Annotated in this window: 9 protein-coding genes; 7 read left to right on the top strand and 2 right to left on the bottom strand. The window is 36.3% G+C overall.

From position 1 onward, the window contains the following. Positions 1 to 12: 12 nt before the first annotated feature. The 6 genes from purB to purF all read left to right on the top strand — a co-directional run bounded on the left by purB (position 13) and on the right by purF (position 9,070). Positions 13 to 1,440 (top strand): adenylosuccinate lyase, encoded by a 1,428-nt coding sequence (purB, locus tag QWY78_RS01570; RefSeq protein WP_290215914.1) that lies wholly within the window; start codon positions 13 to 15, stop codon positions 1,438 to 1,440. A gap of 124 nt (positions 1,441 to 1,564) precedes the next feature. After that, on the top strand, positions 1,565 to 5,254 hold the full coding sequence (locus tag QWY78_RS01575; protein WP_290215915.1) for a phosphoribosylformylglycinamidine synthase: 3,690 nt from the start codon (positions 1,565 to 1,567) through the stop codon (positions 5,252 to 5,254). A 164-nt stretch (positions 5,255 to 5,418) separates the two neighbouring features. Next, on the top strand, positions 5,419 to 6,024 hold the full coding sequence (locus QWY78_RS01580) for a SatD family protein (protein WP_290215916.1): 606 nt from the start codon (positions 5,419 to 5,421) through the stop codon (positions 6,022 to 6,024). Next, positions 6,025 to 6,726, top strand: a complete 702-nt coding sequence (locus tag QWY78_RS01585; protein ID WP_290215917.1) for a DUF3307 domain-containing protein — start codon at positions 6,025 to 6,027, stop codon at positions 6,724 to 6,726. It abuts the gene before it with no gap. A gap of 89 nt (positions 6,727 to 6,815) precedes the next feature. Further along, positions 6,816 to 7,535, top strand: a complete 720-nt coding sequence (gene purC, locus QWY78_RS01590; protein WP_290215918.1) for a phosphoribosylaminoimidazolesuccinocarboxamide synthase — start codon at positions 6,816 to 6,818, stop codon at positions 7,533 to 7,535. 47 nt (positions 7,536 to 7,582) lie between these two features. Then, the gene (gene purF, locus QWY78_RS01595) at positions 7,583 to 9,070 is read left to right on the top strand and encodes an amidophosphoribosyltransferase (protein ID WP_290215919.1); all 1,488 of its coding nucleotides are present in this window, start codon (positions 7,583 to 7,585) and stop codon (positions 9,068 to 9,070) included. A 65-nt stretch (positions 9,071 to 9,135) separates the two neighbouring features. On the opposite strand, the gene QWY78_RS01600 is transcribed toward purF, so the two are convergent. Together QWY78_RS01600 and aroB are read right to left on the bottom strand one after the other, a co-directional pair. After that, the gene (locus tag QWY78_RS01600) at positions 9,136 to 9,738 is read right to left on the bottom strand and encodes a porin family protein (RefSeq protein ID WP_290215920.1); all 603 of its coding nucleotides are present in this window, start codon (positions 9,736 to 9,738) and stop codon (positions 9,136 to 9,138) included. A gap of 301 nt (positions 9,739 to 10,039) precedes the next feature. Beyond that, complete coding sequence (aroB, locus tag QWY78_RS01605; RefSeq protein WP_290215921.1) at positions 10,040 to 11,074, bottom strand: 3-dehydroquinate synthase; 1,035 nt, start codon at positions 11,072 to 11,074, stop codon at positions 10,040 to 10,042. 90 nt (positions 11,075 to 11,164) lie between these two features. On the opposite strand from aroB, the gene QWY78_RS01610 reads away from it, so the two are divergent. After that, positions 11,165 to 12,334, top strand: coding sequence for a proline dehydrogenase family protein (locus QWY78_RS01610; protein WP_290216041.1), 1,170 nt, complete (start codon positions 11,165 to 11,167; stop codon positions 12,332 to 12,334). Positions 12,335 to 12,352 lie beyond the last annotated feature (18 nt).

The following is a 12,352-nucleotide window of genomic DNA, read 5'->3' on the forward strand; positions in this document are numbered from 1 at the left end:
GTAAAAGAAAGAATGAATTCCTATAAAAATCCCCTTGAAGAACGCTATTCAAGTGAGGAAATGCTCTACAATTTCTCACCGAATAACAAGTTCAGAAACTGGAGAAAATTATGGATCGCTCTGGCCGAAATCGAAAAAGATTTAGGGCTCGACATTTCCGTAGAGCAAATCGCACAACTTAAAGAAAACGCGGAAGACATCGATTATGAAAAGGCGGCGGAGTATGAAAAAAAATTCCGTCATGATGTGATGGCACATGTTCACACGTATGGCGACGCTGCCCCTTTGGCAAAAGGAATAATCCATTTGGGTGCAACTTCAGCATTTGTGGGCGATAACACCGATCTGATTCAAATGCGCGACGGTCTTTTGTTGATCAGAAAACAATTGGTCAATGTCATGAAGAATCTGGCTGATTTTGCGATTCAATATAAAGATTTACCGACGCTCGGTTTTACGCATTATCAACCTGCACAACTAACAACCGTGGGAAAACGTGCGACTTTATGGTTACAGTCTTTAATTTTAGATTTTGAAGAATTAGAATTTTTCTTAGAAACTTTAAGATTTCGCGGCGTAAAAGGAACCACCGGAACTGCGGCGAGTTTTTTGGAATTATTTGATGGTGATTATTCCAAAGTAAAACATTTAGATAAAGAACTTTCAAAACGTTTTGGGTTTGATAAAGTATTCGGTGTTTCCGGCCAAACCTATGACCGTAAAATTGATGCAAAGGTTGTAGCGTTACTTTCTAATGTCGCACAATCTGCGCACAAATTCACCAATGACTTAAGATTACTTCAGAATTTAAAAGAAATAGAAGAACCATTCGAGAAAAACCAAATCGGATCTTCTGCGATGGCCTATAAACGAAATCCAATGCGTTCGGAAAGAATAGGAGCCTTGGCAAAATTCGTGATGTCACTTTCTACAAGTTCCGCAATGGTCGCATCGACCCAATGGTTTGAAAGAACTTTGGATGATTCTGCCAATAAGCGATTGACCATTCCACAAGCGTTTCTTTCAATTGATGCTATTCTGATGATTTGGAATAATATCATGAATGGAATCGTAGTTTATGAAAATAGAATTCAGAAACATATAATGGAAGAACTTCCGTTTATGGCGACCGAATATATCATTATGGAAGAAGTGAAAGCTGGTGGCGACCGACAAGAAATTCACGAAACCATCCGCGTTCATTCCATGGAAGCTTCAAAAAAGGTTAAACAAGAAGGCAAAGAAAATGATTTAATTAGCAGAATTATGAACGACGCCTCCTTAAAACTGGATAAATCAAAATTGATGGAAGTGCTCGACCCGAAAAACTTCATCGGTTTCGCACCCATTCAAACCGAAGAGTTTATCGAAAATGAGGTAAATCCAATCTTAAAAAAGTACGCCGAACTCATCGGATTAAAAGCCGACCTTAAAGTATAAATATTTAATGCAGTCTTTTTGGCTGCATTTTTTTTATCGCTTTTGGCAAGTAAATAAATCTTATAATGTCCTGAAAGGACGATTTAATAAAGAATAGGATATAATCCTATTATAAAAATTAAAAATGAAAAAAAGAATCTTCGTAGAAAAAAAAGGAATTTTCGATGTTGAAAGTCCGAAAATTTTTAATGAAATAAAAAATATCGTACCCCATATTAAAGACGCTAAAGTCTATAATGTTTATGATGTTTTCGGTGTGAATGATGATGAGCTTTCCAAAGTGATTGCCAGTACTTTTGTGGATCCCGTGACCGATATTTTACATGAAGAAAATCCTGCGAAAAATCTATATTTCGCGACTGAATTTTTACCAGGTCAATATGACCAACGTGCAGATTCGGCGCAACAGTGTATTGCCTTACTAACTGAAAATGAACAAGGTAAAGTTAGAAGTGGTCAACTCATCGAATTGTTTGGTGTTTCTGAGGCCGAAGTTGAAACCATTAAGAATCATCTGATCAATAAAGTGGAATCGCAGGTTAAAGATTTATCAAAATTAGAAATTCCGGTGGAAGAATCTCCTGATCCAGTTATTGTTCATGAAGGTTTCACAGATTTTTCTGCGGAAGAATTAAAAGCATTTTATGATGATCATGGTTTTGCTTTAGATATTGATGATTTAGAATTTATTCAAAATTATTTTAAAACCGAAAATAGAAGTCCGACCGAAACAGAACTTAAAGTTTTGGATACATATTGGAGCGACCATTGCCGACACACGACTTTTGAAACAGAATTGACTGATATTCAATTTAATGATTCTTTTAAATCGACTTTGCAAACGATATTTAATGATTATTTAGAAAAGAGAAAATTTTTAGGTAGAGAAGCGAAACCAGTGTCATTAATGGATCTTGCTACGGTTTGTGCAAGATATTTCCACAAGACAGGGAAATTAGAAAATCTTGTGGTTTCCGATGAAATCAATGCCTGTACAATTGAAATTGAAGCAGATTTTGATGGTAAAAAAGAACCTTGGTATTTGTTATTTAAAAACGAAACCCATAATCACCCAACTGAAATTGAGCCTTTTGGTGGTGCCTCAACTTGTTTAGGTGGAGCAATTCGCGATCCTTTGTCCGGACGTGCTTTTGTTTATCAAGCGATGAGATTGTCAGGAGCAGCCAATGTTTTAGAGCCAATTTCTGACACTTTACCTGGAAAACTTCCGCAAAGAACGATTACGAAACAGGCAGCAAACGGTTATTCCTCCTATGGAAATCAAATTGGTTTAGCCACAACATTGGTGAATGAAATTTACCACGAGGGTTACAAAGCAAAAAGAATGGAAGTTGGTTTTGTCGTGGGTGCCGTGAAAAAAGATTGGGTCAAAAGAGAGCAGCCCCAAAATGGTGATCTCGTTATTCTATTAGGAGGCGCAACCGGAAGGGACGGTGTTGGCGGCGCAAGTGGAAGTTCTAAAGTTCAAGATGAAACTTCAATTCATACGTTATCAACTGAAGTTCAGAAAGGGAATGCAGTTGAAGAGCGAAAAATTCAGAGACTCTTTAGAAATCCTGAAGTCACGACTTTAATTAAAAAATCAAACGATTTTGGGGCAGGTGGAGTTTCGGTGGCGATTGGTGAAATCGCTGACTCACTGGAAATTAACCTCGATATTCTTCCTAGAAAATATGAAGGTTTAAATGGAACTGAACTCGCTATTTCTGAATCGCAGGAAAGAATGGCGGTTGTTATTGAAGCGAAAGACAAAGAAAAATTTATCAGGTTTTGTGAAAAGGAAAACATAAAAGCCGTAGAAGTGGCGAAAGTAACCGATTCCGGTAGAATGCAGATGTTCTGGCAAGGGAATAAAATTGTAGATTTAGGTCGGGAGTTTTTAGATACCAATGGTTGTGCAAAAACACAGCATGCGCGGGTATCACACCTGCAACCTGTTGAAAATCAAATCATAAAGTTCAGTGAAGAGAATTTCTTAAAAATACTTTCTAGTAAAAATGTCGCTTCCCAAAAAGGATTGGCAGAAATGTTTGATGCTTCTGTGGGTGGAACGACCGTTGCGATGCCGTTTGGTGGAAAACACCAATTGACCCCTATGGAAGGAAGTGTCCAAACATTACCGATTCTAAACGCCAAAAATGTTGAAACAGTCTCTTTAGCAAGTTGGGGTTTTGATGCCGATTTGTCGTCGCAAAACTCCTTGGTTGGTGCCGCAAATGCCGTTGTTGAAAGTGTTGCTAAAATTGTCGCTATGGGTGGTGATTATAAAAACATCCGTTTGAGCTTCCAAGAGTATTTTGAAAAACTAGGAAATTACCCAGAGAAGTGGGGGAAACCTTTGGCTTCTTTGCTTGGGGCGTATGATGCGCAGATGAATTTTGAGTTGGCTGCGATTGGCGGTAAAGACTCCATGAGTGGAAGTTTCCAAGATATTCACGTTCCACCGACTTTGATTTCTTTTGCCTGCGCGAATGGAGAAAAGAAAAATATCATCTCACCAGAATTCAAAAAAACAGGAAATAAATTGTATTTATTCCAACATATTTCGCAAGAAAATGGAATGCCGAATTACGAAGATTTAAAACAGATCTTTGATTTCATATTTGAAAACATTAAGGCCAAAAAGATTGTTTCGGTGAAAACAGTCAAAGAGGGTGGAATTGCAGTTGCCTTAGCAAAAATGAGTTTTGGTAATCACCTTGGAGCAGAAATTAAGGCAGACGAAAAGTTGCTTTTAACAAAGAATATTGGAAGTTTTATTATCGAAAGTTCGGTAACGCTAGAGAGCAGTTTGCTTCAAGTCATTGGTGAGGTTAATGATTCAGATGGTTTGAAAATCAGAAATTTGAACTTCAATATCAAAAATTTACTTGAAGTATGGAGTGGAACTTTTGAAGAACTTTTTCCAACAAAGGAAAATAAAAAAATCGTTGTTGAAATTGATTCAAAATTAAATTCAATTCAACCCAGAACGATTTATTTTAACAAACATCAAATTGCGAAACCGAAAGTTTTTGCCCCAATTTTTCCAGGAACCAATTGCGAATATGAAACCCAAAATGCCTTTCGAAAAGAAGGAGCTGAGATTTCAGGTTTGCCTCTTATCAATTTAAATCACCAACTCTTAAATGAAAGTTTAGAGGCCTGGATTTCCGAAATTAATCAGTCACAGATTTTGGTTTTCTCGGGTGGTTTTTCGGCTGGAGATGAACCAGATGGTTCTGCAAAATTCATCGTCAATGTTTTGAAAAACGAGAAGATGAAAAAGGCGGTTCATCAATTGCTGGAACGCGATGGAATGATTCTCGGAATTTGTAATGGTTTCCAAGCCTTGGTAAAATCCGGTTTACTGCCTTATGGTGAAATTCGGGATTTGAATGAAGATTCGCCGACTTTAGCACATAACGCAATCGGTCGTCATATTTCTCAAATGGTCGATGTGAAAGTTATTAATGATGATTCACCTTGGTTAAAGGGAATGAAGGATCAAGTATTTACGATTCCGATTTCGCACGGTGAAGGCCGATTTATAGCTTCTGAAGAGGCAATACTGGAATTGTATAAAAACGGTCAGCTTGCGACTCAATACATTAATCATGAAGGAAATGTTGCACACGGAATGCCATTTAACCCTAATAATTCCTTATTTGGAATCGAAGGATTGACTTCTGCATCCGGTAAAATTTTTGGAAGAATGGGGCATCCTGAACGTTTTGCAGAAGGTTTATTAAAAAATATTCCAACCGCGAATTATCATAATATTTTTAAAAATGGTGTTGAATATTTTAAATAATTTTAATTGATTTCTAATAATGGTAAAATTTAATATTAGCTATTTTACTTATATTGATTGATTATTAGTGGATTAGCTTATGTTTTAGTCTAAGCTTTTTAAATAAATATTAGGTATTTACCTTATATTTTGAGTTTATAAGGATTAATGCTTATATTTGACGAATGATTGCAGTTATTACCGGTGATATTATTAATTCTCAAAAGTCAGACAGTGAGTTGTGGCTCCCAAAATTGAAAGAATTATTGGGTTCATGGTCAACAACACCGGAAAATTGGGAAGTCTATCGCGGAGATGAATTTCAATTAAAATGCAATGTAGATGGTGTTTTTCACAAGGCTTTGCTTTTGAAATCCCTGATCAGAACTTTTGAAAATCTAGACGTTCGTTTGGCAATCGGTATAGGAAACGAAGTCTTTCAATCGGAAAAAATCACAGAATCCAATGGTTCAGCGTATGTGAATTCTGGCAGATTGTTAACTGAAATTAAATCCCAAGGGAAAACATTATCCATACAAACAGAAAATGATAAAGTGACTCGTGATTTGAATATCCTTTTCAAATGGGCTTCCATCGACTTTGATAACTGGACGGCCGCCACTGCAGAAATTATTCATCAGTTGTTACGGAATTCGGAACTCACCCAAGAAGAACTAGCAAAAGAACTCAATATTACACAATCTTCAGTAAGTCAAAGACTTAAACGTGCTAATTTTGAGCTGATACAAGAAACTGATCAATTCTTTAGAAAAAAAATTGCAGAATTATAAATGATTTTCATCCCTCTCATATTGGCACATTTATTAGGAGATTTTATTCTTCAGCCCAATTCTTGGGTCGCTGATAAAGAGAAGAAGAAGGAAAAAAGCATCTTTTTATATCTTCACATTCTGGTGCACAGCATTCTTGCAATTCTATTTTTATGGGATTTAAATCTGTGGTGGATTGCTTTAATAATAGGCCTAACTCATTTTCTAATTGATTGGACAAAACTTCATTTTCAAAATAAAAAAACAAAAAGATCTTGGTTTTTTATCGATCAAACTGCTCATTTATTGGTGATTGCGGCATTGTCAATCTTCTATTTTCCCTATTTTAAATGGGAAGATTTATTCAATCCGAGAACTTTAGAATTGGTAACAGCGTTGATATTTCTAACCGTTCCTTCTTCCATAATTATTAAAACAGTGATTTCAATTTGGACTCCCGTAAGTGCTGAGTATAATACATTGCAAACAGATTCTCTTGTAAATGCAGGGAAGTATATTGGCATCCTCGAGCGTCTTTTGGTCTTCGTATTTATATTAGTGAATCATTGGGAAGGAGTTGGATTTATGATCGCCGCAAAATCAGTTTTCAGATTTAGTGATTTAGCAGAAGCAAAACAGAGAAAACTTACAGAGTATGTATTAATAGGAACTTTGCTAAGTTTCGGACTCGCAGTTCTTACTGGGATTTTAGTTAAACTATGATTCCAAAAGCCATGAAGTGGCGGTTTAAATAAGGATAGGGTTTTAACCCTATTAAATAAGTAAAAAGTAAAATTTAATAAAAAGTAAAAATGACAAAAGGAGCAATGCTTTATGAAGGAAAGGCAAAGCAGGTTTTTCAAACCGATAATCCAAATGAAGTGATTGTCCGTTTCAAAGATGATGCAACCGCTTTCAACGCACAAAAAAGAGGGAACGTAGATCTGAAAGGTGAAATGAACAATGCAATTACCACATTGATTTTTGAATATTTAAATGACAAAGGAATCGCCACCCATTTTATTAAAAAGCTAGACGAAAGAGAGCAGCTGGTAAAAAGAGTACACATTATTCCCCTAGAAATGGTAGTTCGCAATTACTCGGCTGGAAGTATGGCGCAACGTTTGGGAATTGAAGAAGGAATAAAGTCTCCGGTAACGATTTTTGATATTTGCTATAAAAAAGATGAACTTGGCGATCCACTAATTAATGATCACCATGCCGTATTCTTAGGTGCCGCAACGTATGAAGAACTCGACGAAATGTATGAACTTACGTCTGAAATTAATGATATCTTAATCGACCTTTTCGATAAGATGAACATTATTTTGGTCGATTTTAAAATCGAATTGGGTAAAGATTCCAACGGTAAAATTATTTTAGCTGATGAAATTTCGCCTGATACTTGCAGACTTTGGGACAAAGATACGATGAAGAAACTCGATAAAGACCGTTTTAGAAGGGATTTAGGTGAAGTTACTGAAGCGTATGTAGAAATTTATGAACGATTAAAGAAAGTTTTAAACAAATAAAAAACCTTACTCTCTCTCCATTGGAGAGGGTTGGGGTGAGGATAAAAATGAAAGATTTACAACAGCATAGAATAGATTATTTAAATCAATTCAAGGAAAATACCTACGGCCGAAATCTGCTCAAAAAAGATGATCCATTTGATTCGCCTTCAGAGGAATGTGGCATTTTTGGCCTTTACTCCAATACCGATGTCGATACTTTTTCACTATCGCAATTTGGCCTTTTTGCCTTGCAGCATCGTGGTCAGGAGGCGTGTGGGATTTCGGTAATGAATCAGGGGAAAATTTTTAATATTAAAGATGAAGGATTGGTCTTGGATGTTTATAAAGAAATCCGTGAACCAGAAACCTTCATGGGAAACTCTGCGATCGGACATACGAGATATACCACAGCGGGCGATAAGAAAAAATATAATTTTCAACCTTTTTTTGCCAAGAATGAATATGACCAGATTATTTTGTCAATTGCACACAACGGCAACTTAACCAATGCGCGCGAATTAAAACGGGAATTAGAAGCTGAAGGAGTGGTGTTCAGAGCGACCTCTGACTCGGAAGTGATTCTACGACTCATTCAAAAACACTTGGATTTAGGCTTGCGTGCTGCCATTAAAACCACCATGGAAAAAATTGAAGGTGCTTATTCTGTGGTCGGAATGACCAGAAATAAATTCTTTGCCTTCCGTGATTTTCATGGAATCCGCCCCCTAGTTTTGGGTGCCATCGATGAGAAAACCTATGTCGTAGCTTCCGAATCAGTAGCTTTAGATGCGGTGGGAGCGCAATATGTTCGTGATATTTTGCCGGGAGAAATTATTTATACCAATGAAAACGAAACTGGTTTGCAAAGTTTCATGGCCAAAGAAGACTGTGAAAAAAGAACCTGCGCCTTCGAATATATTTATTTTGCCCGACCAGACTCCATTATGGAGGGAATTAATGTGCACGAAATCCGGGAGAAATCCGGTATGAAAATTTGGGAACAGGCACCGATAGAAGCAGATATCGTTATCGGTGTGCCAGATTCTGGAGTTCCTGCTGCGATTGGTTTTTCAATCGCTTCTGGTATTCCTTTTCGACCCGTTTTGATTAAAAACAGGTATATCGGTAGAAGTTTTATTGTCCCCACTCAGGAAATGCGAGAGCGAATCGTGAATCTTAAATTGAATCCGATTATTTCTGAAATTAAAGGAAAGAGAGTAGTGATCATTGATGATTCCATTGTTCGCGGTACTACCTCCAAGCGATTGGTTAAAATTCTGAAAGATGCAGGCGTCAAAGAAATTCATTTCCGCAGTGTTTCGCCGCCGATTATTGCACCTTGCTACCTTGGAATTGATACCCCAACAAAAGACGATTTGATTTCAGCCAATATGACGGTAGAAGAATTAAGAAAATACCTGGGCGTGGACTCACTTGAATTTTTAAGCATGGATAATCTTAAAAATATCTTGGGCAGTTCCAAACATTGTTTTGGTTGCTTCACTGAAGAATATCCGGTGCCGAAAGGTGAAGATGCTGAACTATTTGAATAATTTATATTAAAAAAAGGTTGGGAATATGTTCCCAACCTTTTTTAATCCGATATGAAATGATTTTCTTAGAATTTGTAAGCCAAACCTACTTGGAAATTGTTATTCTTAACTTTATCTCCGTTGTTAGCACTGTAAACATCAGTCACACCGGCAACATATCGGGCAGTTAAACCAATTTTTGGAGTGAAATAATATCCTGCACCAAGTCCAATTCCCATATTGAAATCTTTGTAAGCATCAGTATCTAAAGAGGTTGTAGTGGTTGTATTTAAAACGCTGTTATCTGTTTTCACTTTTGCACTAACCAAGAAACCAAATTCTGGACCTGCTTCTAAATAAAATTCAGGTGTTGCATTATATTGGAACATTACTGGTACGGCGATATAATCTAAGTTTCTAGAAACCGAAGCATATTCATTGCCTGCAAGGTTTTTGTACGTTACTTTATCACCAAGGTTGTTATACAAAATCTCCGGCTGAATACTGAAGTTTTGTCCCAACGGTGCATTCATAAATAAACCAGCATTAAAGCCAATTTTTGATTTATTGTCGCTTAAACCTGCGTCTTTTGAAAGCGAAGAAACATTCATTCCCCCTTTAATCCCGAACTGTTGTGCGAATGCCAATGAACTCATTGCGATTGCCGCACCTAATACTAACTTTTTCATAATGTTAAATTTTTCTGATTAATTTTACGTTTTTGATAATTCTAGACTCATTTCTTTAATAATTGAAATTCTAAAATTTCTTAAAGGTTTGAATCCTCATTGTCATTACATTTTTAATTTTGTTTTACGGGACAGTACTTTCAAATGCTGTGCCAAAACATTAGAATAGTCTCTAAAATTAAACAAGGGTTTAAATAGCAACTGTTTTAAAATACTGCATATCAGTATTTTGTGTTAAAATTAAAAATCCTCAGCCGATGGTTGGCTGGGGATTTCATTTTATAATAATCAGTTTTCAATTTTATTTTTGATAATATAGCAATGCGTCTTTAATATTTTCAACAGTAACTGATTGGTCAAATTTAGAATGACCGATACTCGTTAATAAAGAAAAGTTAATATGGCCACCCGCATTTTTTTTATCGTTTTTCATTAGGTTTAAGATTTCTTCCACTGAAAATTCAGAGATATCCAACACTGGATAGAATTTTCGAATGTTAAAAATAATATCACTTGCTGCTTTCTCTGTAAGTAAATTTTGAAGCAGAGAAATTCTGGTTTCGCAAATCATCCCCAAAGCAACTGCTTCACCATGCATGATTGGCTTTCCTTTTAACAGAAACAAACTTTCAATCGCATGGCCAATCGTATGTCCAAAATTCAAGGTTTTTCGGATGTTTTGTTCAGTAAAATCCTGCGCAACCACATTTTGCTTAATCTTCATCGAAGTTTCAATGAACGGGAAGATACTTTCTGCTGTTAAATCTTCAATGGCAATTAAATCATTCCAATGTTTTTCATCCGTAATCAAACCATGTTTTAGCATTTCTGCAAAACCACTTCGTAATTCTTCTAAAGGCAAGGTTTTCAAAAATTCTGGGAAAACAAATATATGTTTGGGATGCGCAAAAGTTCCGATAATATTTTTCAAAAACTGATGGTCAATGCCAGTTTTTCCGCCAATTGAAGCATCGCACATGCCCAAAAGCGTCGTTGGAATATTAATGAAAGAAATTCCTCTTTTATACGTCGAGGCTATAAAGCCACCCATATCGGTAATCACGCCACCTCCTAGATTAATCATCAAAGCTTTGCGATCGGTTTCAAATTCAGTTAATATTTCCCACAGTTGTGCCGCAGTTTCCAGCGTTTTCAATTCTTCGCCAGCTTCTATCTCAATGATTTCAAATGGAATTTCTGTTTCCAAATTCCCTAATACTGTAGGTAGACAATATTCATGGGTGTTTTCATCAACTAAAATTAAAAGTTGGGTCGGTTTTAGGTTGGTCAAAAAATCATTGAGCTGTGAGAAATCCTGATCTAATAGTGAAATCATTGATACTGAAATTTATCACAAAATTAAACTTTAATTTAGTTTTATCAATTCAAAGAGTTGTATTAAATTTGTTCAACTTTAAAAATGAGCATGAATATTTTTGATAACACCCAAATTGCCTTCGCAGACAAAACCGATTCTCAACTGAAAAAAGCGTTTTGGATGTTCAAAGCCATTGAGCAGCCGATGATTACCAATTTTGGAATCACAGCCTTAAATTTTACAGTGAAGAATAATTTCCCTTTTGTAACCGATATCGTAAAGCAAACTTTATTTGAACAATTTTGTGGTGGCGAAACCCGTGAAGAAAGTATGAAAGTGGTTAAACAAATGTTTAAACATCATGTGGGAAGTATTTTCGATTATGCGATTGAAGGAAAAGCAGAAGAGAAGGTTTTTGATGATACGTGTGCTGAAATCCAGCAAAATATTAAGTTTGCTGAAGGAAATCCCGCCATTCCTTTTGTGGTTTTTAAACCAACTGGTTTTGGAAGAATAGAAATCTATGAAGAGGTTGGTAAAAAGGTGGAACTTACCACTTCCCAAAAAGAAGAATGGGCGAGAGTGATAAAGAGATACGAAGACGTTTGCCAGATGGCTTTTGATCGAAAAGTGGTGTTGATGATTGATGCAGAAGACAGTTGGATGCAAGATGCTACCGATGATTTGGTCAATGAAATGATGTTGAAATTTAATAAAGAAAAAGCCATTATCTGGAACACCATACAAATGTACAGAACAGGCCGAATGGAATATCTGGCCAAAGATTTAGAAAGAGCCAAAGAGCAAAATTATTTTCTAGGCTATAAATTTGTACGTGGGGCCTATATGGAAAAAGAGAGAGCACGTGCCGCAGCCATGAATTATCCGGATCCTATTCAACCCACAAAACAAGCCTCAGATGATAATTTTAATGCAGCTATCGATTTTGTTTTGAATAATTTGGATAAAGTTTCTGGCTTTTTTGGAACGCATAATGAGAAATCAACCGAACTCGTGATGGATAAAATGAAAGCGATGGGTTTATCAAACGAACACCCACAAATTCATTTTGGCCAATTGTACGGTATGAGTGATAACATTACCTATTATTTGGGTGCCGAAAAATACAATGTTTGCAAATATCTTCCGTATGGTCCTGTAAAAGATGTGGTTCCGTATTTGACCAGAAGAGCGCAAGAAAATACCTCTGTAGCTGGGCAAACCGGCCGTGAATTGGTTTTAATTCAAAAAGAATTGGATCGACGAAAAGGAAAATAAATTTTCATCTATTTTTTA

It is taken from the genome of Kaistella yonginensis, from assembly GCF_030409525.1.
In the GTDB taxonomy this organism is placed as follows: Bacteria; Bacteroidota; Bacteroidia; order Flavobacteriales; family Weeksellaceae; genus Kaistella; species Kaistella yonginensis.

Coding starts and splice junctions, on each gene's coding strand:
- QWY78_RS01600 (WP_290215920.1), bottom strand. CDS start 9,738: ATGAAAAAGTTAGTATTAGGTGCGGCAATCGCAATGAGTTCATTGGCA.
- purF (WP_290215919.1), top strand. CDS start 7,583: ATGAAAGATTTACAACAGCATAGAATAGATTATTTAAATCAATTCAAG.
- QWY78_RS01575 (WP_290215915.1), top strand. CDS start 1,565: ATGAAAAAAAGAATCTTCGTAGAAAAAAAAGGAATTTTCGATGTTGAA.
- QWY78_RS01580 (WP_290215916.1), top strand. CDS start 5,419: ATGATTGCAGTTATTACCGGTGATATTATTAATTCTCAAAAGTCAGAC.
- QWY78_RS01585 (WP_290215917.1), top strand. CDS start 6,025: ATGATTTTCATCCCTCTCATATTGGCACATTTATTAGGAGATTTTATT.
- QWY78_RS01610 (WP_290216041.1), top strand. CDS start 11,165: ATGAATATTTTTGATAACACCCAAATTGCCTTCGCAGACAAAACCGAT.
- purB (WP_290215914.1), top strand. CDS start 13: ATGAATTCCTATAAAAATCCCCTTGAAGAACGCTATTCAAGTGAGGAA.
- aroB (WP_290215921.1), bottom strand. CDS start 11,074: ATGATTTCACTATTAGATCAGGATTTCTCACAGCTCAATGATTTTTTG.
- purC (WP_290215918.1), top strand. CDS start 6,816: ATGACAAAAGGAGCAATGCTTTATGAAGGAAAGGCAAAGCAGGTTTTT.